Source organism: Oceanisphaera marina (assembly GCF_014643915.1).
GTDB lineage: Bacteria > Pseudomonadota > Gammaproteobacteria > Enterobacterales > Aeromonadaceae > Oceanimonas > Oceanimonas marina.
In genome coordinates this window covers 11,670-34,364 of record NZ_BMKE01000013.1, presented here as the reverse complement: position 1 = coordinate 34,364, position 22,695 = coordinate 11,670, and the positions used below count along the sequence as shown (strand labels likewise).

Below are 22,695 nucleotides of genomic sequence, written 5' to 3'. Positions count from 1 at the left end.
ATGAGTCCTTATGCTTGTGCTGCCAAGCGGGTAACGGTATTGAAAATAGAACTTAATTTATCGGCATATTTGGGGTCGGTGGCATAACCGGCCTCTTGTAATGCTTTAAAGTATTGTCTCGGTGAATCGGTTTGCTGCAAGGCCTCGCCGTAGCGCGGATTTTGATGCAAGAAGTCCACATAGTCGTTAAAACTGTCGTTAAACGAGCCGTAGGCGCGAAACGGGGCTTTTACTTTAACGGCAATGCCCTGCTCATATTCCAGAGTATTCACCCATTTTTTTGCGTTATTCCAACTGTTATCGGCCTTGATGCCAAAAAGATTATGGCTGGAGTCACTATTTTTTGGCCCGATGATCTTTTTACCCCAGCCTGTTTCAAGGGCCGCCTGCGCCAGCATGGCCTCAGGGGGCAGTCCCATGCGTTTTCCGGCTGCTACCGCGGCGGGCATCAAGCGGCGCACAAAGTCTTCTGGCGAGCGAAATGGCTCGCTGGCACTGTAAGTCACTGCGTTCTTGTTGTTGGACAGAGAGCTGCCAGGCAGAGCCTTGTTGGCTAACAAGCTATCAGCAGGATTATCAGCGGCCGCTTGCAACGGCGGGCGCGCTCCTTGTTTGGCTTTTTCAACGGCCTCGGCCACTGCGTCTGCGCCCAATGGCCGAACCACTTTGCCTTGTATCCGGCGTACGTCGGTGAGGTCAAAATGACGCGCTTCGGGTTGCGCTGCAGGCTGCTCGCCACCCAGCTGTTTGCTCACCAAGTCCGCCAGTCCCAGGCTACCGCGCTTGCTAAGCTCTGCCGACATCTGCTGGTCATGCATGTCTTGATAATATTCGGTATAACGGCTGTTCATGGGGCCGTCGGCTTCAAATACCTTGTTGGCGGCGCGCATCGACTTAAACAGCTGTTGCGTAAACAGGCTTTCAAACTGACGCGCCGCTTCATCTAGCGCCTTGCCTCTATCTTCGGCAAAGCCTTGTTGGCGCAGCTTGTCCAGGCCTTGAATGTCGTTGGCCAGCAGGCTGTTACTGTATGAATCGACCGGTTTCATCCGCTACTCCCATGCTCGTAAAGTGTAAAGAGTGATGTGTGAAGTGGAAAACACCTACACCTAAAACCGAGATCCTGATGGCTAGATTACCAAATACGTCGGACCTGCTGTGTTGGCTTGTCCGCTTTACCCTTCACTCTTTACCCTTCACCGCCAGTTAAATAATAACCAGTTCGCCTTGTATGGCGCCGGCCTGGCGTAATGCTTCCAATATGGCGACCAAATCACCCGGGGCTACGCCAACCTGGTTCACCGCACGCACCAGGTCATCAAGCGTGGTACCGGTGTCGAGCTTGAACATGCGGCCGTCTTGCTGTTCAACGTTGATATTGGTGTTTGGCACCACCACCGTCTCGCCTCCGGCCAGGGCGTTTGGCTGAGACACCTGGGGATTTTCCGAAATGGTAATGGTTAACCCGCCATGAGTGATGGCAGCCGGTTTTAACTGTACCTGCTGGCCAATCACTACCGTACCGGTGCGGGAATTGATGATAATTTTGGCGGCTTCATCGGCGACATCTATCACCAGATTTTCCAGGGTCGACAGATAACTGACTCGCTGGCCTGGGTCACGCGGTGCATATACCTGTACCGAGGTCGCATCAAGCGCCTGGGCGTTATTGGGGCCCACCAGGTCGTTAATCACCTCTGCCATGCGCTTGGCCGTGGTAAAATCGGAGCGATGCAGGTTAAAGGTAATGGTGTCGCCACGGCCAAAGGAGCTTTGTACTTCACGCTCTACCATGGCTCCGCCAGGAATACGGCCCACGGTGGGAATATTGATCATGATGGAAGAGCCGTCGGCGCCTTCGGCCCCTAAACCGCCTACCACCAGACTGCCTTGGGCCAGAGCATACACACGACCATCTACCCCTTTCAGGAAGGTTTGCAGCAAGGTACCACCACGCAGGCTTTTGGCTTCGCCGATAGCGGATACCGTAATATCGATGGTTTGGCCAGGTTTGGCAAACGCCGGCAGCTCGGCATGCACCGCCACCGGAGCCACGTCTTTCATTTTGGGCCGCATATCCTCGGGCACCGTAATGCCAAAGTTGTTGAGCATGGTTCTGAACGTTTGGGCAGCAAAGGCGTTGTTTCGCTCGCCGGTGCCAGGCAGGCCCACCACCAGGCCATACCCCACCAGCTGGTTGGCCCGCACCCCTGCCACCGAGCTGATGTCTTTAATACGCGCCGCCTGGGCGGGTATGAGTAAGCTTGGTAGTAACATCAGGCTGAGTATTACGGCCAAAAGCTGCTTCATGTATTTCTCCTGAACGAAGCTGAAAGCTTCGTTAGTGTTGAATGCTTAGTGTTCAGTGCTTAGTGAAGCATAAAACACAGTGACGCAAGGCGAATGTATTTACCCGTTTTAAAACCGTGCCACCATGTTGGTCGAATGAATTCGCCCCTACAAAAAACTTAAAACCGAGATCCTGACGTGCGTCAGGATGACGGCAGAACCACAAGACACCACACCCTGTAGCCCTGCGCTTTAGCTGCAGGTTCTGCGTTAGCAGAATAGTTTTAATCCCGCCGAGACGGGACTGCCAGCTAAAGCGGCAGCCTACAAAACACGTCATTAAAACGGCATCCACTCGCTGTTGAAAAACTTGGCCAGCCAGCCGCGGGTTTGGGTGTTGGCAAAGTCGCCGGTACCGCCGTAATAGATGCGGGCGTTGGCCACTCGGCTGGACTCGACTCTGTTGTCGGCGCCAATATCCTGTGGTCGGATCATACCGCTGATGCGCACATACTCTTCACCGGTATTCAGCATGATCCACTTTTCGCCCTGCACCATCAGATTTCCGTTGGCCAGCACCTGAGCCACGCTCACGGTAATACTGCCTTGCAGGCTGTTGCTTTGGTTGGTGTTGGCCTGGCCATCAAACTCGTTGCTGCTGGACAAAGAGGCACTAAAAGGATTACCCGCAATGCTGATGCCCCGGGCGCCAATGGTCGGTGCCGCAATGTTCACGCTGGAATCTTTGCCCTGCTGGGTAGTGGCGCGCTTTTGCGCCCGGGTCGATTCGGCTAAGTCCACGGTAATGATGTCACCCACGCGGTGCGCTTTAATGTCGGAATACAGGCTGTTGGCGTAGTTATCCTGAAAAATAGCACCGTTAGGCTCCAGCTGTTGTTCGCTCATGCTGGGAATAACCGGCGCAAAGGCCGGATCGTCCGGTTTAGGGGTATAAGGGGTACTGGTACACCCTGCCAACCCAACGACGATTAGCGCCACCCTGACTACCGCGGCCATCATATTTCGCATCGCGCTCATCCTGTTATGAATTACAGCTGCTGGTTAACGTACGCCATCATGTCATCGACGGCCGAGATCACCTTGGAGTTCATCTCGTATACCCGCTGGGCCTGGATCAGGTTAACCAGTTCTTCGGTCACGTTCACGTTGGAGGTTTCCAGCATGCCCTGTTTAATGGTGCCATAACCGTCGGCACCGGCAATTCCTTGCAGGGCGGCACCGCTGGACTGTGTTTCCAGATACAGGTTTTCGCCTTTTGGCTGCAGACCGGCGGGGTTGGCAAAGTCGCTGATAATAAGCTGACCAATAATCTGCGATTCAGCCTGCCCCGCCATTTGCACCGAGACTTCACCATTGGTGCCGATACTGATACTTTGCGCATTTTCGGGGATTTGCATTTCGGGCTGCAGCGGATAGCCGTTACCCGGGGTAACAATCACGCCTTCGTCATTAAGGGCAAACTGACCATTACGGGTATAGCCGGTGGTACCGTCTGGCAGTAACACTTCAAAGAAGCCACGGCCGTCTATCATTACATCCAGGGCATTATCAGTGGTTTGCACACTGCCTTGGGTAAAGGTTTTTTGCGTGGCCACCACCTTGCTACCGGCACCCAGCATTAAACCAGAAGGCAGGTTGGTATCGGCAGTGGCGCGGCCACCGGGCTGATGAATATTTTGGTAGAGCAAGTCTTCAAATATGGCGCGGCCTTTTTTAAAGCCGACCGTGCTGGCGTTGGCCAGGTTGTTTGAAGTCACCGAAATATTGGTCTGCTGAGCATCCAGGCCGGTTTTACTAATCCATAATGCAGGGTTCATTGTAATCTCCTTTAGATGCGCAGCAGCTGGGCATGAGCTTTGTCGTTTTCTTCGGCGTGGCTCATCATTTTCAGCTGAGTTTCAAAGCGGCGCTGCAAATCAATTAAGTGGGTCATTTCGGCTACCGGGTTAACGTTGCTGCCTTCCAGTGCACCGGCCAGCAGTTGCACCTGGGCCGAGGGCGCTTCCACCTGGCCGTCTTTACGGCGAAACAGGCCATCTTGTCCTTTTTCCAAATCGCCATTGTTGGGCAGTACGGTTTTAATGCGCTGCAGCTCTTCACCGCCATTGGCGGGCTCGCCTTCCAGTCGGGCAAAAATGGTACCGTCTTTATTGATTTCCATTTTTTCTAACGGCAGTGGCAAGAAAATGGGGCCGCCGCCATCATCCAGCACGTTCAGGCCATTACTGGTTTGCAGCAGGCCTTCTGGCGAAACCTGCAGACTACCAAAGCGGGTATAAGCTTCGGAGCCGTCTTTAGACTCTACCGCCAACCAGCCGTCACCGGCCACGGCAACGTCAAGATCCCGTCCCGTAGTTTGTATGGGCCCGGAGGAAAAGTTTTGCCCCGGCCGTTCGGTCATGGCAAACACCCGTGTCGGCAGACCTTCGCCAAAAGCCTGCATGGCGCGCGCCTGCTCCATATCGGCTTTAAAACCTGTGGTATTGGCGTTGGCCAGATTGTTGGAGCGTACGGCCACGCTGTGCATGTTTTCTTTGGCGCCAGACATGGCGATATAAAGCAAATGATCCATTTCAGCTCCGTCGACGAGTTGCCGAATAAGTACTGATTAGTGCTGACAGGCACTAAAAGACCTGTCGCTGTCAGCTAATTGACTAAATACAATGCAAAAATAGTGCCACTAATAAAGATGAAAGCGATAAGCCGTAGGCTGGGAGTTAAAGATAAACCCCGCCTGTTCTAGTCCAGCGCTTATATTTACAAAGAAGAGGCCCTGCCACACACTACACTGCACTTCTTGTAGCTTCGCGCTTTAGCTGCGAATTCTGCAAAGCAGAAGATTTAGGTCTAAAACCAAAATCCCGCTAAGACGGGACTAGCAGCTAAAGCTCTAGCCTACAGAACATCGCCTTACGTTAAACAAAAACACCGCTCTTAAGGGAGCGGTGTTTGGCCTTTCTGTTGCTGACAGCTTATGCCTGAAAGCTGTCTGTTAACGTATCTGCAGTATGGTTTGCTGCAATGTGCTGTTCACTTCCAGGGCCCGAGAGTTGGCCTGGAAATTACGCTGCGCGGTGATCAAGTCCACCAGCTCGGTGGTCAGGTTGGTGTTCGAGCTCTCGAGCGCCGCTACACTCACCTTGCCGAATACGCCGGTATTCGGCTGACCGGTGACCACTTCACCTGACAACAACGACTCGCGCCACTGGGTATCCCCCACCTGGGTCAGCCCCTGATCGTTGGGGAAGCGCGCCATGGCGACTATGCCCAGATTTTCGGTGCTGCCATTACTGTAAGTCGCTTGTACTAAACCGTCTGGGCCCACATCAACCTTAGTCAAACGGCCCACTGTAGTACCGTCTTGGTTAGACTGAGTCACTTCAAAGGGGCCTGAGTTTAAAGTGGCAGTTGGAATTTTAATATCAATTTGTTGGCTAGGATCAGAGCCATTAGTAAAGCCCAGTGCATTGGTTGTAAATTCGGCAGGGTCTGGTGTTGTTAACACCCCGCTATTATCAAATGTTAACGTCGTTGCAGCTAAAGCCTCAACTCCATCAACATGAACACGCATTTCCCAAGTATTAGGATCACCTGAACTTGCCGGCCCTGTTTTAACAAAGTACTGAGTCAAGGTATGAGTATCCCCTAATGAATCATAGATCGTCATAGAGGTTGATGAGGTATACGTTGATGAATCTTCTGCATCAAAAGGGTCGGTTGGTATCTCCGCTTTAGTTGGTAAATTAATGCCGGTTTTTACATTTTCCGTTGCTTGAGGTTGACCGGCTTTATCAGGAATTTTTAATGCCTGAGTACTGTTGATACCTAAGCCTGCAGGCGTGCCGTCGGCGTTAGCCTTGTAGGTTTGCAGGTAATGGCCTTGGGAGTTAGTCACAAAACCTTCATCATTTAATCGAAAAGCACCGGCACGGGTGAAGGTGCGATCCAAAGAGTCCTGCTCGTTAGACATCACAAAAAAGCCACTGCCGTTAATGGCCATATCCAGCGAGTTATTGGTGAACTGCAAGGCACCCTGGTGAAACTGCTGTGATACAGCTGCGGTTTGCACGCCACTACCGGTTTGGGTTTTGGCGTTGGCGAAAATAGAGTTGGCGTATACATCAGAAAACTCGGCGCGGGATTCTTTAAAGCCAATGGTATTAACGTTGGCAATGTTGTTGGCCGTTACGTCCAGATCTTTCTGGGCTGCATTCACGCCGCTGAGGGCAATATTAAATGACATTTATGTGCTCCTTACGCGGCTTTACGGCCGGCAATTTCAAGTACCTGATTCAGGGGAATACCGCCCAAACCTGTAAGATTGACCAAGGTCGGGCTATTTGCACTGCCCAGAGTAACGCTATCTACGTGGCCGAAAGCCAACGCATTCAAATCTTCGCGCTGGTTATCAATCAAACCGCTCACTTTAATCTTGTAACGCCCCGTCTCGGCAGGCTCGCCCTGGTCGTTGAGTCCGTCCCAGCTAAAGGGAACGTTGCCGCGCTGTGGGCCATCTAACGACATGGTGCGCACCAGTTCGCCTTTTTCATTTTCAATGCGAATCAGTACGTTGCTTGCCCCCTCTCCGGTTACGGCAACCCCCTCTACTGGCTCGGATTGGTCCCAATACGCCAAATCACTGGGCAGCAACACTTTTTGCCCGACCAGGCTAGAGGCTTGCAGTGCCTGGCTAGAAGTCATCACCTCGCTTAACCCTTTCAACTGCTCCCCCATGTTGCTGATGCCGTCCGCGCTGGTAAAGGCGGTCATCTGGGCAATCATGTCCGAGTTATCTGCCGGTTTAAACGGGTCTTGATAGGCCAGCTGCTGGGTCATAAGGGCAAAAAAGTCTTCCTGGCCTAACTGTGCCCGGCTGGGATCTTTTGCCTTATCTGCGGGGCTTTGTTCGCCCGGCCACTTCAGGCCGTTAAGATAATCCTGGTTAACTTGCATCTGCTATTACCCCTTACCCAGACGCAGCGTTTGCTGCAGCATTTGTTTGGCGGCATCGGCTACCTGTACGTTGGTCTGATAGTTACGCGAGGCACTCAACATGTCGGTCATTTCTTCAACCACGTTGACGTTAGGCTTGTAAATAAAGCCGTCTGCATCTGCCATGGGATGATCGGGATGAAATTCTTTTAGTAACGGCTTGTCGGTTTCAACGATGCCCATCACTTTAACACCGACGCTTTCCTGGCGGTCCGACAGGGCCTGATTTAAATCAGCGGCAAATACCGGCTTGCGGGCGCGATAGGTTTCGTTAATGCTGGAACTCACGCTGTCGGCGTTGGCCAGGTTACTGGCGGTTGTATTCAGCCGTACCGACTGAGCGCTCATGGCGCTGCCGGAAATATCAAATACCTTAAATAGGCTCACATTGAATCTCCTTTAATCGCTTTTAGCAGCCCGCTGATTTTGCCGTTCAAAAATTCAAGCGAAGCCTGGTACTGCAAGGCGTTTTCCATATAACTATTACGTTCGGTTTGCACATCCACCGTATTACCATCACCGGTATCGGGTTGATTAGGTACCCGAAACTGCACGGCGCCGGGGGGCGCCAGATTAACGGCAAAATGCTGTTGGCTGGTGCGGGCGAGTGAGAAACCCTGGTTGTTTTGCGCCTGACTCAGTGCCGCCTGAAAATCCATGTCTTTGGCTTTGTATCCGGGCGTGTCGGCATTGGCCAGATTACTGGCCAGCAGTTCGGCACGCTCGGAACGTGTTACCAGGGCGTGTTGATGAATACCAAAGGCTTTGTCGAAGGAAATCGCCACCCAGCACCTCTTGCGTTATGTTGGCCAAATTTGTTGCATTCCTATTATTACCAGAATTAATGCAAGGCTTGTGCCAAACAACACAAAAGGTGCCGAATGCTATTTGAGGCGGTAAATAATACCGGGGTTGCAGCGGATCATTTCAAACTTGTCCGATAAGCCCGTGAGTGATTCGGAGGCCCCCAGCAACAGGTAACCACCCGGATTCAAGGCCTGGGCAAACTGATTGAGAATCTTGGTTTTGTTGGCCGGTGAAAAGTAAATCAAGACGTTACGACAGAAAATAATGTCGAACTTGCCCAGCAGGCTATAGCTATCCAGCAGGTTGAATGGCCGAAACGAGACCATGTTTCTGACTTTGGGCTGCAACTGCATCTTGCCATCGGCAAGTGGCGTAAAAAAGTGACTCCTGCGTTCCGGAGACAAACCCCGAGCCAGTGACAAGCTGTCGTAAATACCACTTTTGCACTGTTCCAGCATGCTGCTGGAAATATCGGTGGCAACAATTTGCAGCCCCGGCAAACCGCCAGGCTTACGAGCCTGATATTCCAGTGCGGTCATGGCAATGGAGTAAGGCTCTTGGCCTGATGAGCTGGCAGAAGACCAGACTTTCAAGGTTTTACCGGGCTTGGCCAGCTCCGGAAACAGCTTGTCACTCAACAAGGTAAAAGGATAGGCATCACGAAACCATAAGGTTTCATTTGTGGTCATTGCATCAATCACCGCCGTTTTCAGTTCTCGTTCACGGGGCGACATGGTTTTAACGATCAAGTCGTCCAGTGACTCGATGTGAAAGCGAGCTAACAGCGGAGACAGCCGGCTTTTTACTAAATACTGCTTATTGTCGCCCAGCACTATGCCTGTGCTTGCTTCAAGAAACTGGCAAAACGCGCGGTACTGTTCGTCGGTCAGATTTTTCATCCGTTTCCTTTACACCTGTTCAGAGTGCCTTCTTGACTGCCGATGCCAACTCGTCGGGATCGAATTTGGCAATAAAATTATCGGCGCCTACTTTTTCAATCAGCGCCTTATTGAACACGCCACTCAAGGACGTATGCAAAATAACATGCAACCCCTTCAGCGCCGGAGTATTGCGAATTTCGGCGGTCAGGGTATAGCCGTCCATTTCGGGCATTTCCACATCGGAAATCACCATGGATAGCTGATCTTCAATCGGCCCTTGTGCCGCCATCTCTTTCAGTTTGTTCAGCGCCAGCTTGCCGTTTTCGGTGACAATCACGTTAAAGCCCAGAGTTTCCATTGTTTTTTGGATCTGGCGACGAGCCACTGAAGAGTCGTCGGCAATCAAGATTGGCTTGTGCATTGTGCCAGCGTGAGAAAACTGGTCAACCAACTCTCTTTTTACCGCCGTGCTCTTTGGCATGATTTCATCAAGGATTTTTTCTACATCAAGAATCTCAACCAGCTCGCCGTCAATTTCGGTGACTGCCGTCATGTAGTTTGAACGACCCGCGCCTTTGGGGGGCGGCAAAATCGACTCCCAGTTAACGTTGATAATACGTTCAACCGAGTCCACCAAAAAACCTTGTACCGAGCGGTTATATTCAGAAATGATAATAAAGCTGTTTTCGGTCTGCTCTACGGCGCGCCCGCCCATGGCCTTGCTGATATCGATGATGGAAATGGTTTTGCCACGCATATTGGCTACCCCTTTAATCACGGGGTTACATTGCGGTAACGCCGTCAGTTTGGGGCACTGCAGTACTTCCTTTACCTTGAACACGTTTATGCCAAATCTTTGACGCCCGTTAAGCTTGAATAACAACAGCTCCAGCCTGTTTTGACCTACAAGTTGTGTTCTTTGGTTTACTGAGTCGAGTATCCCTGCCATTACCGCTTCTCCATCTATGCCATCAATAATAAATACTCATGGCATGTTTTATGCTTATTTTATGATTGTTGTGCAATTGTCCAGCGTTAGCTTAACACCCGCACAAAGCGGACGCCAACTGAGGCCAGCTTACGTTCTTTATCGGCCATGAGGTAGTAATGCTTAAGATTAATTTTGGGTTTTGTCACATCAGTCAACCTCATCGCTGGTCGACAAATTACCGTCGTTTTCTTGCCGGACTGCTGTTTTGTGGCGTATTGGGATCGGCACAGGCACAAACTTCCGGTTACAACTCGGTGCATGATGATATTCGCCGTTATGCCGAAGACTACGTTCGCAACCTGGTGCCGGTACAATCAGACGATAAACTGGAAGTCACCGCGGCCAGCATAGATACCCGTTTGCCACTCACAGAATGCCTGGGCAAGCTGACCGCCGATATTCGCGGTGCGGGTGAGGTACAACGCAATACCCATGTGTATTTACAGTGTCATGAAGATCCGGGCTGGGAGATATTTGTGCCGGTGCGGGTAAGAGTACTCAAACCCGTAGTGACGGCGCTTGATCCCATTGCCCGCAACACCCTGCTGCAGGCTCAGCATTTAAGCGTAGACTATCAAGATGAAGTATTGCTGCGTGGAGATATTTTCAGCAACCCCAGCGATCTGGTCGGTTCACGCAGCAAGCGTGATTTACGCCCGGGGCAGCCGATACGAAGCAGTCAACTTTGCGTAGTGTGCAAGGGAGACAAGGTCAGTATTTTGGCGCAAACCGGCGGACTGATGCTGAAAACCGATGGCATAGCCGAAGAAGATGGCGCCTTTAACGACAACATTCGCGTCAGTAACCTGAACTCTGGTCGTAAAATCAGTGCCCGTATTGTGGCGGCCGGACAAGTGCAGGTGAAGTTGTAAATTCTGCTAAAGTTATTGCTGACAAGGCCGATACCCCTTCTACGCAGCAGTAGTTCAGGACAATAACATTATGGCTATCGATAAATTACCCGCGGGTATTGGCAATAACGCGCCACTTGCCAACAAATACAAACAAAGCGTTACTAACGATATTGCAGCGGGTACCAAACCCAGCGCAACGTCTGCCAACCAGGACTCAGTGACATTAACGCCTCAAGCTCAGCGTCTTGGTCAGGTACAGCAAACCCTGGTAAACACACCGGCACCCGACAATAGTGCTCGGCTGGAAGCCTTGAAAAAAGCCATTAACGAAGGCAGTTATCAGGTAGACAGCGATAAGCTGGCGGCGAATATTTCTCGTTTCGAACAGGACCTGGAAGGCCTTTAATATGTCTATTGCTGCGCTGCTAGACCAACAAGCATCTCAACTCGAGCAACTGCTGGATATTACCCGACAAGAGCTTGAGTTGATTGTTAAACGCAAAGCGCTTGAACTCCCCCCACTGACCGAGCAAAAACAAACGTTGCTTGGCCAGATTCAGGCAACCGACCACCAACTGGCCAATCACCCAGAGCGGGCACAATTAAACGATGAGTTTAAAGAGCAGGTTAGCCAGTTACGCGAATTGGTAGAACAATGCCAGGAGCAAAGCCAGGTGGCCGAACAACTGCTGGAACAATCGTTAAACGGGGTTCGACAACTGACCAATATTTTAAGCAAGCTGCACGAGCGCCAGAGCATGACCTATGATCAAAAGGGTCACACCAAGGGCATTAACAAAGGTGCCGGGTTCAAGGTTTAGTTTCCGCACATCGGATCCGGCGCTGCCAGATTGAGCTACTACATTCGTGCTGTATGTTGGCCAGGCGTTGCCGTACCGTTTATCTTCCGAGACGTAGCTTTTCATACACCTTCAAATCCAACTCAAGCTCGGTGACGTACATGTCGCCGTCTGGATAGCTGTTTACCACTCTGGCGCCACGTACTACACCTCGGCTGCTGTTACTGACAGTCCCGTCTTGCAGTATATTGCTGTTCATGGTGCTTGAACTTGAGGTCATCACCCCGCCCAGTTGTTCGGTAAGCTCGCGATAGGCATCCATTTTAGAAGCGCGCATGGCGTGTAACAGCTTTTGTTGATGATCTGCAGGCTGCTGCAAGCTGATGGGAGCATAGCCCACCGCGTAAATGTGATTTCTGGCCGCCTTTACCCCGCCCTGCTGGGCGCTGCATCCGGCTAAAACGACCAACAACAGTAGCCAAATTTTACTTCGCATAACGGCTCCTTTCAGCTGGCGTGATCACCCGCGTTTGCGGGCCTTTGGCCTGCAGCAGGCTCGCGACCAGGTATTCGGGAATAAACTGTTGGGCACTGGCAATCAGGCTGTTGTCTCCCATCGACACCAAACGGGCATTAACCAGGCGCCCCCCTGTGGTTTCACTGACGGTGCCATGCAGCAAATAACGGGCGCCAATGCGCGAGCTTAACTGACGATAATCACGACTGGTGCTGACGTCGCCTTCTGGGGTTATTCGAATAAAAGGCAGGGTTTTAAAGTCCACGACGCGCAAACCATACTGATTAAGCTGAAACATCATGGTTTCTGACAGCAAGCGGCTAAAGTCGTCCTGGGTTTGATAGTCCTGCTGATCCACAAAACCACTGACGGCAATGCCCGACTGATTGTTCAGATGATGAGCACCGGATACCAGGCGGTACGCCAATGCCGACATATGCTGTTGCAGTTGCGTTTGGCCTCCCACCAAAGACGGGCCGGCCTGTGGCAGATAAGCACTGCGGGTACCGGCACTCATACGCATGGGCACGCCGTCCTGGCTATGGCGAGGCGACACTTCCGGGCCAGGTAAAGGCCCCAGCGGTTTACGATTGATATAATGGGACGCATGATCATGGGGCAGATAATGATGTTGATCATCAAACTGCTGTTCTTCTGTGGCCGTGCAGGCGACCAAGCCCAGCACAGCCACCAGAAAAAAGGGTTTACTCATCATGACTCCCGTTAAAGTAAATAACATCACTGAGGCTATCGGCCAGCTCAGAGCAAACTTTACCCGCCGCCAACATAACGACGCCCTTGAGCCAGGCAAATCAAAGTATCAGTTACTGATATACCGATAAATTCGTGATAAAACCAGCCTCAAACCCATGGTTAGCTTATTTTCATGGTTATCAGGCAAGGTTTTTGCATAATCCTTGCCAAGAATTGACCGACGTCGTGACTTTTTCTTTAGCAGCCCTCTCAACACAGGATGATCCCGTGTCAATAAAAGCCCTTTTGCCCTCTTTGCTACTGCTGGTACCACTGACCCTGCCATTAACGGCCAATGCCGACTGGTACCAGGCCGAAGGTTCGGCACCGCTCAGTCTGGGGGCCGAGTCAGCCCGCCAGCAAGCATTGGAACAGGCTTTAACCGATGCCTTGCTGCAGGCGGGAGCCTCGATTACCACGGTGCAGTCTGTCACCAACGGGGCTCTCTCTGGCCAGCAGCTGGATGTGGCGGCGCAGGGGGAACTCATGGATTATGTCGTCGTTAAAGAACGCCGGGCTCAAGGACGGTTATGGCTGACCTTAAGAGCCGACATTTGGCCCAATGCAGAGGTGCAGCCTCAGTGTGTAGGCCGTTATCGACCCGGTATCACTCTCAGTCGCTTTCCACTGCAACACCCTGAGCAAGCCCGCTTTGGTCAAATTTATGAGTTGGGTACGGCCGTTACCGCCAAACTGGCCCAGCATCTGGCACCCACCGTCAATTTGATGACACAGCTGCCCTACCAGCTGAATACGGACCGCCAGCTCCCCCGCAGCCAGGGATTGCGCCAGGGCGCCGATGTCTTGGCCAGTCAGCAACAATCAAGACTGCTGTTAAGCGGTGTGATCAATGACATCAGCATGGAAGAAGGTAACTGGGCCAAATGGCGCTTTAGCGACATGCCACGCCAGTTCAGCATCTTGATTACGCTGGAAGACAGTTTTACCGGCGAGCAACTACTGCAACAGCGTTATCAGGCGCAAGCCCCCTGGGCTTACAGCAAGCACGCCAGGGTAAATGTGCAAGAGCACAGTTTTTGGCAGTCTGGTTATGGGCAATCAGCCGATCAGCTGCTACAACGCATTGCGCGCGACGTGATTAATGCCCAGTCGTGCATGAAGGCCATCGGCCATATTTTGCAGCAGTCTGAAGAAGGCATTTTAATGGACCTTGGCCGCCAGGCCGGCATTCAGCCGGGCGATCGTTTCACCCTTGTTCATCGCCGCCAGCTGCAACCCGGTTACTACAGCGAAACCTCGTCCAAGGCCCAGTTTGTGGTGCAACAAAGTCACACCGATTACAGTCTGCTAACGCCCGCAGACAGCCAGGCAAGACAGGTTAGAGTGACGCCCGGTGACATGCTGACCTCGGTACAGTAAAGCCCGGAACCTTGTTTGTTCGGCTTTCTTTGCCAGCGATGCGCGCTATGGGTAAACTGTCAGCATATTTGTTGTCTGGATTACCCTAATGAAACAGCTTATTGAATTTATTCCCCTGATTATCTTTTTTGCGGTCTATAAAACCGTGGATATCTATGCCGCTACCGGCGCCCTGATGGCCGCCACCTGCATTCAAATGCTGGTATTTTGGCTCAAACACAAAAAGCTGGAAAAAATGCATTTAGTGACTCTGGTACTGGTGCTGTTCTTCGGTGGCCTTACCATGTTCTTTCAAGACGACGCCTTTATAAAGTGGAAAGTCACCGCCGTTAATGGCCTGTTTGCCATCGGGCTTTTGGTTAGCCGTTACGGTTTTCGTAAAAACCTGATCAAGCAAATGCTGGGCAAGGAAATGACGCTGCCCGATACCATATGGGATAAGGCCAATTTGGCTTGGGTTGGTTTTTTTGCCGTATGTGGCGCACTCAATGTCTATGTGGCATTCAGTCTGCCGCAAGAAGTATGGGTTAACTTCAAGGTATTTGGCTTGCTGGGCATGACACTGCTGTTCACCTTTGCCACCGCAATTTATCTGTATCGCCAACAGCAGGCGCTGGAAAAATAACGCCCTTGGCGCTCACAATATCAATCATTTGCAGGCTGCCTACGCAGCCTGCTTTATTACTACTCACCCACAACAAGGAAAAGAGACAATGTGGTATGTCATTTTTGCTCAGGACAAGGCAAACAGTTTGCCATTACGCAAAGAAGCGCGCCCTGCGCACCTGGAGCGTTTGCAGGCATTGGCTGATGAAGGCCGTTTGCTGGTAGCCGGCCCTAACCCTGCTATTGATGCCGACGATCCGGGTGAAGCAGGCTTTAGCGGCAGTACCGTTATTGCCGAGTTCGAATCGTTGGCGGCAGCCCAGACCTGGGCCGATGCCGACCCCTATGTGGCAGCAGGCGTATATGACACTGTTATAGTCAAACCCTTCAAAAAAGTCCTACCCTGATGTAACCGGCTTCGGCCGGTTTTTTTAACCTCCCCTCTCCTTGCTGCTTAATTATCACTCAAATATTGGCTTTATTCTCACTTATGGACGAGGCTTGGTAGTGTCCATTGGACAACATGTGAACCTACCTTCATCAAGATCAAGGAGTGATGAAATGAATAAAGCACTGCTATCCACTTTACTCGTTGCAACATTGGCGGTATCGGCGCCTAGCATGGCTCAAGAAACAAAAAATCCTCCAGCACAGGATGCAGTTATTACCAGTATCAGTATCAATAACGCCAGCGCAGACCAACTGGCCATGTTAACGGGAATTGGTTCGGCTAAAGCAAAGGCCATCGTTGAGTATAGAGAAGCCAACGGCGCCTTCGACTCGATAGATGATTTGGCAAAGGTCAGTGGTATTGGCCCTGCCACCGTAGAAAAAAACCGCCACTTGCTAACGGAGTAAACGCGTAAGTTAACAAGGCCGTCAGCACCTGTTGACCCACGGCCTGAGCCCTCCCGGTATGGCCGGGAGGGCTGCTATTCGCTATGATTAGTCATTCTTGCTTATTTTGATGACAACTATGCCTTCTACCCAAGCTGTAAACCCAGTCGATACCCAAGCCGTTCTGACACCCATTGCCAAACCTGTTGTCCCTTTGATCCGCAAGGCCGTGATTCCGGTTGCCGGTTTAGGTACTCGTATGCTGCCTGCCACCAAGGCCATCCCCAAAGAAATGTTACCTGTGGTAGATAAACCACTGATCCAGTATGTAGTGAACGAGGCAGTAAAAGCGGGCATAAAAGAAATTGTGCTGGTGACGCATGCCAGTAAAAACTCGATTGAAAACCATTTTGATACCAGTTTTGAACTGGAAGCCACACTGGAAAAACGGGTAAAGCGCCAACTACTGGATGAAGTACAACGTATTTGCCCGCAGGACGTTACCATAATGCACGTGCGCCAGGGTGAAGCCAAAGGTCTGGGCCATGCCATTTTATGTGCTCGTCCGCTGGTGGGCGACGTCCCTTTTGCCATCCTGCTGCCCGATGTACTCATAGATGATGCCAGCTGTAACCTGCAACAAGACAATCTGGCAGCCATGATCGGCGCCTTTAATGACAGCGGCCATAGTCAAATTTTAGTAGAGCCGGTCGCGCAAGAGCAAGTCGACCAGTTTGGTATTGTCGACATTGGCGCTCACACCCTGGCCCAGGGGGAATCTGCACCTATTAATGATATGGTCGAAAAGCCATCAACCCAGGAAGCCCCCTCCAATCTGGCAGTGGTAGGCCGTTATGTGTTGTCTGCCGATATATGGCCCCTGCTCAGTAAAACGCCACAGGGTAAAGGAGATGAAATCCAGCTGACCGATACCATCGCCATGCTGATGGAACAGCACCCGGTAAACGCGCATCATATCACTGGCAAAAGCCACGACTGCGGTAACAAGCTGGGCTTGCTGATGGCGAATGTCGAGTTTGGTTTACGCCACTCCGAGCTGGGTGAAGATTTTCGGCACTATTTAAAGCAGCTGAAATATTAATCATCCGGTTGCCGCATGTTGCACGCGCAGCAAAAGCCGAGCGTTGCTGTAATGCACTTTAGCGATAACAGGCAGTCAGTTTTATTTTTCCGCCAAAGCTGCCTTGCAGGGTCACGTTGAAAGGAAAAGCACTGGGGTAGCTCAGTTGATGGGCCTTGAGGGTTTTCAACCCTAATGGCCCTGCATTGCACTGCGCCAACCACTGGTTGCCCGTCATGCCGCCATTGGCCAGCAGCACCTGATTGCTGTTGGCCTGCAGCCGAAACAATGCCAGATTGACTCGACAACCCAGCCCCGCCTCCAGGATCAGCTGATTGAGATACTCCAGGGTTCGTGCCGGGTTATTGAGCATGGTATTGGGCTGATTCCGGTATTGCCGTTGTGGCTCGTGTAACAAAAAAGTGAGCAGGGTCATGATGATGGGGGTGTCTCTGTCCATAGGATCAAACTCCGCCAGCAGCAATAATACGTCCTGATCCAGCTTGATGTACTCGGCCAGCCACCAGGGAGAGCTTTGTCGGCAGCTCAGCCGCCAGTCGCCGAGCGTTTGCTCCGACAATTGGCGCCAGCTCCGGCATAACCGGCTGGCGGCAATATCGTGCTGACGAAAAAAATCCACATGTTCATCAAGCTCGGCACACAGTTGCCGGAGGCTGGGTTTAAGACAGGCCGCAATCACCTTTTCTACTTGCCACCAATGACGTATGGGCTTGATTAAATAATCCTGAGCGCCGGCACGCAGCGCCCCCGCCACGTCGGCCATTTTTTGCCGTCCCGAAATAGCAATCACCGGAATAGCCGGGTAATGGCGTTTAAATGCACTAATACTATCGGACCCATCCGGGCCGGTGGCGAGCATATCACTCAACACCAAATCGGGTGCCTGCAGCTCGGCCTGACACAGACCTTCAATTGCGTTATCCACTTCAATGACTCTTGCCCCCCACAGCTCAAGGTAAGACAGCATCAGCCGCCGAAACGCGCCGTCGCTTTCTATCAACAGGATCAGGGGAGAGTCTTTAAACATCGGATTAGCTGACAAGGTTATGAGGTATACTCTGAGCCTAGTTTAATTTCGGCCCTATCGCCGAGTTTCGATAAAGTAGTTGCACGCCATGGCCGCTCACCGTCACCATGATGTTGCATAACCCGACTTTATTGATAACGGATTTTCATTTGGTAGTAATGGCATTATGACACCGGCAGAATATCAGGCACTGACCTCCCCTAAACTGTCACACCCGGCCCGCAGCCTGTATCAGCTGTATCTTCAGCATCAGGCTCGCGGCGACCAGACCCAGGCACTGGATTATCCGGTGCTGGGCAAGGCGTTGGCGGTACAGGGTGAAGGCGAATATCGTTATCGGGTCACGCCCGCGATACTGACCCAGCTCATTGAAGAGTTACTGGCTGTGGGCTTGCTGAGTCTGGTAGAAAATCCGCACCCCCAGCATTATCATGGTGCAATATTTTCACTGCCGCTGAAACGACTGCAAGGCTTGTCACCGCTGCCTGCTCGCCAGTTTGCCATGCACCCGCAGTGGCGACCGGATGACCAGTTTGAAGGGTTGGCCCGATTGTGCGGATTACTCGACAGCCACATTGACGAAACCGAACTGGGCGAATTTATTGCCTATTGGCTGGGCCGCCCGGAAGTATTTGAAAACCAGCATCAATGGATGCTGAAATTAGTACGCAAACTGAAAAACCAGCGCAGCATCAAGCGAGCGCCCGCGCCCCAGACAGACGCGGGTTATCAGCAGTTGCCCGCCAAAACCGACTCAGGCCCCAGTAAACGGGCTCAACAAATGATGGCGGAGGCCCAGCGCCTTAACGCCGATAACCAGGAAGACTGCGCATCTGATGAAAAAGACAGCTGAAGAAATTGCCGCCGACCTGAATGACATTGCTCGTCGCCGTCGCCGTCCAAAACCACAAAAAGACACCACTCCCGCCGCCGCCAAGGGGGATGTCAAACAGGTACTCAGCCGGTTGCAGCAATTGAGAGCCGGCGGCACTCTGCCCGAATATGATTACTTCGAGCTCAAGCGTCAGTATGAACAGCAAGCGAATATTGATGTGCAAAAGGCGCAGGCTCAAGCCAGACAACAACGTACCGAACGCCTGCTGGCCCAGGCCGATCTCAATAAGGAATGGGTATTCGACAATATGGACAGAGACGACCCCGCCCTGGGTCACCATATTGATACCGCGCATCATTTCATTAATGCCTTTGATCACTGGAAGGAAAAAGGCGGAGCCGCCATTCTGATTTACGGTGATTTTGGTACCGGCAAATCGACGCTGGCCGGCGCCATTGCCCACGAGCTGATTTATCAGCATCAAAAGTCGGTCATCTTTCAGCAATGGGCGTCTGTGGTGGACCGGTTGTTTTTCGGGGTGATTGAAGATCAGGAAAGCCGCAACCAGTATCGCCGGGCGTTGGAAGAAGTGGATTTATTGATTCTGGATGAAGTCGCTGCCAACCGAGCGCGCCTGGCCGAGAGTCAGTCCAGCTTTCTGGGTCATTTACTGCGCCGGCGCCGTAATCTGGCAAAAAGCGTCATTATCATTACCAACCATGATCCGCAGGCTCTGCATCGCGCGGTGGGTGATTTCTGCTTTGAAGCCATTAAAGCCTTTCATCCAGTGGATATCGCACTGCATGGCCCCAGCCGCAGGCCGGACATCGGCGACTATCGCAGCTGACAAACTCCGCTCGGGAATGTGATTTTTTACACTCGCAGCTACGCTTAGCATTGATGGAACAGGATGATCATCATGCCTTTGATTCATGCGCGTTTTAGCCTGCGGGTGTACATTAGCTGTTTGTTTTCTATTTTGATAATTCTGCTGGGCAGCGTGCTGATTTATGCCCAGCACCGTCATAACAGCAGCTATGTGATGGCCAACAGCCAGCAGCGCCTTGCCGTACTGGAGCAGCAACTCAGTCAACGACTCTCTTACAGCCTGCAAAATATCAATACTGCCCTTACCCTGATGCAAAGCAATAACGTGACTCTGGCCGCAACGGCACAAGATCCCGGCCGCTGGTGGCCATTACTGCGCCCTTTGCTAGCAGCCAACCCTCATGTAGTGCGCTTTTATGTAGGAGAGCCCGATGGGCGCGGACTTTTTTTCCATCGCGTTGCCGACCAGCCCACGCACACTTCGTTTACCCCACCGTTATCAACCAGGCTGATACTCGACATCATGGCTCCGGGCCTGGCCACACAACGCTTTTATTTTGATCAGGATGACCAGCAGCTCAATCAGACTGAAGTTAACGCCACCGAAAATATTGACCCGTTTGATGTGCGAAGTCGCCCCTGGTATAGCCCTACCCTGTCTCGGCCAGGCATGCATCTTACTGCTCCCTACCTTTTTCATGGCTCGAATACACCAGGGCTGACCTTATCGGTTGGCGATGCGGACCAGCAAAGGGTGTGGGCGGCCGATTTACAATTAACCGATTTGAATTCTGTGCTTGACCAGGGGTTGCCCGGTGCTCGTATCTTGCTGCTGCAAGCCCCGGGCCTTGAGGTATTAGCCGACAGTACTGCAAAGGGCATGGCATCGCCTTTGTCAGCCATTCAGGATCTGAGCGGTTTCTCGGTGTTGACCAAGAATCCCGACCTCGGCAGCTGGCAACATGAAACGGCAGGCGAAACCTGGCTGGGCCAGCAGCAGCCCCTCAAGCTGGATATCCCCGCATTCTCGTCCCTGGATTTGCGCCTGGCCACCTTGATTCCCTACCGTACGCTCATGGTCGACGCCCTCAGATTTAATCGTGAACAAGCCTGGCTGACCTTGCTGATCGTGATATTGAGCTTACCCCTGGTCATCATGGCTTCTCGAGCCATATCCCGCCCTATGAAACACATTGCCGATGATATGAAAGCCATTCAGGCCTTTGATTTTACCACCTTAAAACAGCGTCGATACTTCTATAAAGAGCTGGATGAGCAAGCGCAGACCATGACCATGATGAGCCGTGCTCTGGCCGGTTTTATCAAAGAGCTGCATTCTTTATCACAAAGCGATGACTTTAATAATTTATTGCAGCGGGTAGCCACCGGGATCACGCACCTGAGTAACGGGCGGCGTTGCCTGATTTATCGAGCCAGACAGCAAGAAAACGAACACAGCCTGGAGCTGCTGGATAAACACCGACAACACCGCATTACCTTGCCCGATCTGGCAGAAGGTCATGACCTGTCTGCCTTTATGTTGCAGACATTTGCCGATCAGGCGTTGCGCTTCGAGCCGCCCTGGCTGTTGTACGATCGTTTTGGTCAGCTTAACGGTGCCATCATGTTAGGCATGCGCCATGGCGCCCCGGCTCTTTCTGCCGGAAAGCGCCGTTTTATTGCCCATTACTGCGACTTTGCCAATATTGCCCTGGAAGACATGTCGCTGTTTGAGCAGCAACAGCGGATGACGGAATCGATGATCCGGGTGCTGGCTACAGGCATTGATGCCAAGTCACCCCATACCAGCAAACATTGCCAACGCGTGCCCGAGCTCACCCTGATGCTGGCCCGCGCCGCCCATCACAGCCAGACCGGTGACTATGCCGATTTTCACCTGTCGGATCAGCAATGGGAGGCGCTTTATCTGGCGGCCTGGCTGCATGATTGCGGCAAACTGGTCACGCCCGAGCATGTGCTGAATAAAGCCACCAAGCTGGAAACCCTGTACAACCGGATACATGAAATAAGAACGCGTTTCGAGGTGTTAAAGCGCGATGCGGATATTCGCTATTGGCAAGGCCTCGCCAACGGCGAAAACGAGGCCGAGCTGGCCAAGCGGCGCCAGCAGCAACAGCAACAGCTTGATGACGATTTCGCCTTTATTGCGCAATTAAACAAAGGCGACATTAAAACCGGACCGGATCAGCAGGCTCGCCTCACTCACATAGCTGAGCAGCGCTGGCTGCGTACCCTGAATAACAGGCTGGGATTATCCTGGGAGGAGGAGCAACGGCTGGGCCATGAAACACCACTGCCCGTCTGGGAAAGCTTGCTGGATGACAAGCCCGAGCATCATGTTCCCTATTTGGCAAAGGAGCGTATCGAGCAAAATAATAGTTGGCAGATAACCATGCTGCAACCCAGGCTCAAGCAGCACTTGGGCGAACGTTATAATCTGGCCATTGCTCACGGCACGCTCACCGCCGAAGAGCGCTATATTATCAATGCCCACGTGGTACACACCCTGATTATGCTGAGCGAGTTACATTACCCGGCTCACTTGAGTGACGTGCCGGTACTGGCCGCCAGCCATCACGAGCGCATGGACGGCACTGGGTATCCGCGAGGCATAAAAGCCGGCGATTTGCCATTACAGGCTCGCATCATGGCGCTGGCCGATGTATTTGAAGCCCTGACTGCATCCGATCGCCCCTATAAACAGGCCAATAGTTTGCAAAAGACACTGTCGATAATGGCAAACATGGTAAAAAAACAGCACCTGGATCCGGTGCTGTTTCGCTTTTTTGTGGAGCAGGAAATTTATCTGCAATACGCCAGCCAATATCTGGCAGCAGAGCAGCAGGACCAGATCAACAAGCAGCAAGTATTGGCGGCCGCCGGTTTACAACCGACGACAAAACAAGAGGATTAAAAACGCAGGTACAGTACCGCCAGCAGGCCCGCGCCCAACAGCAGCTTGTTTCTGAGTTTGCGGGGCATGTTGGCCAGTCGCCACACCAACCCCGCCTTGGGTAACTGGCTGGCCAGCCCCAGTAAATCCGGGCCGGAGTGCTCTTGCTGACGGCGCATTTGATTGGACAACAGTTTCAGCCGCAACGCCTCGGCCTGCAGTTGCAACAGTTGCTGCTCTTCTTTTAATGACTTGTGCATG

The 22,695-nt window shown here is 52.2% G+C and carries 26 protein-coding genes; 11 read left to right on the top strand and 15 right to left on the bottom strand.

Translation table 11 applies throughout. The annotated features are described in order from the left end of the window. Positions 1-8: 8 nt before the first annotated feature. From flgJ to IEW52_RS09140, 11 genes are all read right to left on the bottom strand, one after another. Complete coding sequence (gene flgJ, locus IEW52_RS09190; RefSeq protein WP_188629776.1) at positions 9-1,049, bottom strand: flagellar assembly peptidoglycan hydrolase FlgJ; 1,041 nt, start codon at positions 1,047-1,049, stop codon at positions 9-11. A 157-nt stretch (positions 1,050-1,206) separates the two neighbouring features. Beyond that, a complete protein-coding gene (locus IEW52_RS09185; RefSeq protein ID WP_188629775.1) occupies positions 1,207-2,310 on the bottom strand; it encodes a flagellar basal body P-ring protein FlgI in 1,104 nt (367 codons plus the stop codon). Between the two features lie 318 nt (positions 2,311-2,628). Then, a complete protein-coding gene (gene flgH, locus IEW52_RS09180) occupies positions 2,629-3,306 on the bottom strand; it encodes a flagellar basal body L-ring protein FlgH (RefSeq protein WP_229667876.1) in 678 nt (225 codons plus the stop codon). Positions 3,307-3,338: 32 nt separating this feature from the next. Then, complete coding sequence (gene flgG / locus IEW52_RS09175; protein ID WP_188629773.1) at positions 3,339-4,127, bottom strand: flagellar basal-body rod protein FlgG; 789 nt, start codon at positions 4,125-4,127, stop codon at positions 3,339-3,341. Positions 4,128-4,138: 11 nt separating this feature from the next. Next, positions 4,139-4,882, bottom strand: a complete 744-nt coding sequence (flgF, locus tag IEW52_RS09170) for a flagellar basal-body rod protein FlgF (RefSeq protein ID WP_188629772.1) — start codon at positions 4,880-4,882, stop codon at positions 4,139-4,141. A gap of 420 nt (positions 4,883-5,302) precedes the next feature. Then, on the bottom strand, positions 5,303-6,553 hold the full coding sequence (flgE, locus tag IEW52_RS09165) for a flagellar hook protein FlgE (protein WP_188629771.1): 1,251 nt from the start codon (positions 6,551-6,553) through the stop codon (positions 5,303-5,305). A gap of 11 nt (positions 6,554-6,564) precedes the next feature. Next, a complete protein-coding gene (locus IEW52_RS09160) occupies positions 6,565-7,263 on the bottom strand; it encodes a flagellar hook assembly protein FlgD (protein WP_188629770.1) in 699 nt (232 codons plus the stop codon). 6 nt (positions 7,264-7,269) lie between these two features. Next, positions 7,270-7,689, bottom strand: coding sequence for a flagellar basal body rod protein FlgC (gene flgC / locus IEW52_RS09155; RefSeq protein ID WP_188629769.1), 420 nt, complete (start codon positions 7,687-7,689; stop codon positions 7,270-7,272). Next, complete coding sequence (flgB, locus tag IEW52_RS09150; RefSeq protein ID WP_188629768.1) at positions 7,686-8,087, bottom strand: flagellar basal body rod protein FlgB; 402 nt, start codon at positions 8,085-8,087, stop codon at positions 7,686-7,688. Before flgB ends, flgC begins: the two co-directional genes overlap by 4 nt. 99 nt (positions 8,088-8,186) lie before the next feature. Beyond that, the gene (locus tag IEW52_RS09145) at positions 8,187-9,008 is read right to left on the bottom strand and encodes a CheR family methyltransferase (RefSeq protein WP_188629767.1); all 822 of its coding nucleotides are present in this window, start codon (positions 9,006-9,008) and stop codon (positions 8,187-8,189) included. Positions 9,009-9,027: 19 nt separating this feature from the next. Continuing rightward, positions 9,028-9,939, bottom strand: coding sequence for a chemotaxis protein CheV (locus tag IEW52_RS09140; RefSeq protein WP_188629766.1), 912 nt, complete (start codon positions 9,937-9,939; stop codon positions 9,028-9,030). Between the two features lie 158 nt (positions 9,940-10,097). Between IEW52_RS09140 and flgA the strand changes: the two genes are divergently transcribed. The 3 genes from flgA (at position 10,098) to IEW52_RS09125 (ending at position 11,656) form a co-directional block, all read left to right on the top strand. Beyond that, positions 10,098-10,853 (top strand): flagellar basal body P-ring formation chaperone FlgA, encoded by a 756-nt coding sequence (flgA, locus tag IEW52_RS09135; protein ID WP_188629765.1) that lies wholly within the window; start codon positions 10,098-10,100, stop codon positions 10,851-10,853. 70 nt (positions 10,854-10,923) lie between these two features. Continuing rightward, entirely contained in the window at positions 10,924-11,241 is a 318-nt protein-coding gene (gene flgM, locus IEW52_RS09130) for a flagellar biosynthesis anti-sigma factor FlgM (protein ID WP_188629764.1), read from the top strand. Between the two features lies 1 nt (position 11,242). After that, positions 11,243-11,656, top strand: coding sequence for a flagella synthesis protein FlgN (locus IEW52_RS09125; RefSeq protein ID WP_188629763.1), 414 nt, complete (start codon positions 11,243-11,245; stop codon positions 11,654-11,656). 79 nt (positions 11,657-11,735) lie between these two features. Here the strand turns inward: IEW52_RS09125 and IEW52_RS09120 are convergent, their stop codons facing one another. Both IEW52_RS09120 and IEW52_RS09115 read right to left on the bottom strand, forming a co-directional pair. Beyond that, positions 11,736-12,131 carry an LPP20 family lipoprotein gene (locus IEW52_RS09120; protein WP_188629762.1) on the bottom strand — a complete coding sequence of 132 codons (396 nt, stop codon included), beginning with the start codon at positions 12,129-12,131 and terminating at the stop codon, positions 11,736-11,738. Next, positions 12,121-12,864: a FlgO family outer membrane protein gene (locus IEW52_RS09115; RefSeq protein WP_188629761.1), complete on the bottom strand. Its 744-nt coding sequence runs from the start codon at positions 12,862-12,864 to the stop codon at positions 12,121-12,123. Before IEW52_RS09115 ends, IEW52_RS09120 begins: the two co-directional genes overlap by 11 nt. Positions 12,865-13,133: 269 nt before the next feature. Here IEW52_RS09115 and IEW52_RS09110 point away from each other — a divergent pair, with 269 nt between their 5' ends. The 5 genes from IEW52_RS09110 (at position 13,134) to galU (ending at position 16,830) form a co-directional block, all read left to right on the top strand. Continuing rightward, positions 13,134-14,285 carry a flagellar assembly protein T N-terminal domain-containing protein gene (locus IEW52_RS09110; protein WP_229667867.1) on the top strand — a complete coding sequence of 384 codons (1,152 nt, stop codon included), beginning with the start codon at positions 13,134-13,136 and terminating at the stop codon, positions 14,283-14,285. A gap of 88 nt (positions 14,286-14,373) precedes the next feature. Continuing rightward, entirely contained in the window at positions 14,374-14,910 is a 537-nt protein-coding gene (locus IEW52_RS09105; protein WP_188629760.1) for a septation protein A, read from the top strand. An 88-nt stretch (positions 14,911-14,998) separates the two neighbouring features. After that, a complete protein-coding gene (locus IEW52_RS09100; RefSeq protein ID WP_188629759.1) occupies positions 14,999-15,298 on the top strand; it encodes a YciI family protein in 300 nt (99 codons plus the stop codon). Positions 15,299-15,452: 154 nt separating this feature from the next. Next, positions 15,453-15,749, top strand: a complete 297-nt coding sequence (locus tag IEW52_RS09095) for a ComEA family DNA-binding protein (protein WP_188629758.1) — start codon at positions 15,453-15,455, stop codon at positions 15,747-15,749. A 193-nt stretch (positions 15,750-15,942) separates the two neighbouring features. Continuing rightward, on the top strand, positions 15,943-16,830 hold the full coding sequence (gene galU / locus IEW52_RS09090; RefSeq protein ID WP_268236655.1) for a UTP--glucose-1-phosphate uridylyltransferase GalU: 888 nt from the start codon (positions 15,943-15,945) through the stop codon (positions 16,828-16,830). A 58-nt stretch (positions 16,831-16,888) separates the two neighbouring features. Here the strand turns inward: galU and IEW52_RS09085 are convergent, their stop codons facing one another. Next, a complete protein-coding gene (locus tag IEW52_RS09085) occupies positions 16,889-17,857 on the bottom strand; it encodes a response regulator (protein ID WP_188629756.1) in 969 nt (322 codons plus the stop codon). Between the two features lie 166 nt (positions 17,858-18,023). On the opposite strand from IEW52_RS09085, the gene IEW52_RS09080 reads away from it, so the two are divergent. The 3 genes from IEW52_RS09080 (at position 18,024) to IEW52_RS09070 (ending at position 22,455) form a co-directional block, all read left to right on the top strand. After that, positions 18,024-18,710 carry a DnaT-like ssDNA-binding domain-containing protein gene (locus IEW52_RS09080; RefSeq protein WP_188629755.1) on the top strand — a complete coding sequence of 229 codons (687 nt, stop codon included), beginning with the start codon at positions 18,024-18,026 and terminating at the stop codon, positions 18,708-18,710. Next, complete coding sequence (locus IEW52_RS09075; protein WP_188629754.1) at positions 18,694-19,539, top strand: DnaA ATPase domain-containing protein; 846 nt, start codon at positions 18,694-18,696, stop codon at positions 19,537-19,539. Before IEW52_RS09080 ends, IEW52_RS09075 begins: the two co-directional genes overlap by 17 nt. A gap of 72 nt (positions 19,540-19,611) precedes the next feature. Beyond that, positions 19,612-22,455: an HD domain-containing phosphohydrolase gene (locus IEW52_RS09070; protein WP_188629753.1), complete on the top strand. Its 2,844-nt coding sequence runs from the start codon at positions 19,612-19,614 to the stop codon at positions 22,453-22,455. On the opposite strand, the gene IEW52_RS09065 is transcribed toward IEW52_RS09070, so the two are convergent. Beyond that, positions 22,452-22,694 (bottom strand): hypothetical protein, encoded by a 243-nt coding sequence (locus tag IEW52_RS09065; protein WP_188629752.1) that lies wholly within the window; start codon positions 22,692-22,694, stop codon positions 22,452-22,454. The two genes, IEW52_RS09070 and IEW52_RS09065, sit on opposite strands and share 4 nt — an antisense overlap. Position 22,695: the final 1 nt, after the last annotated feature.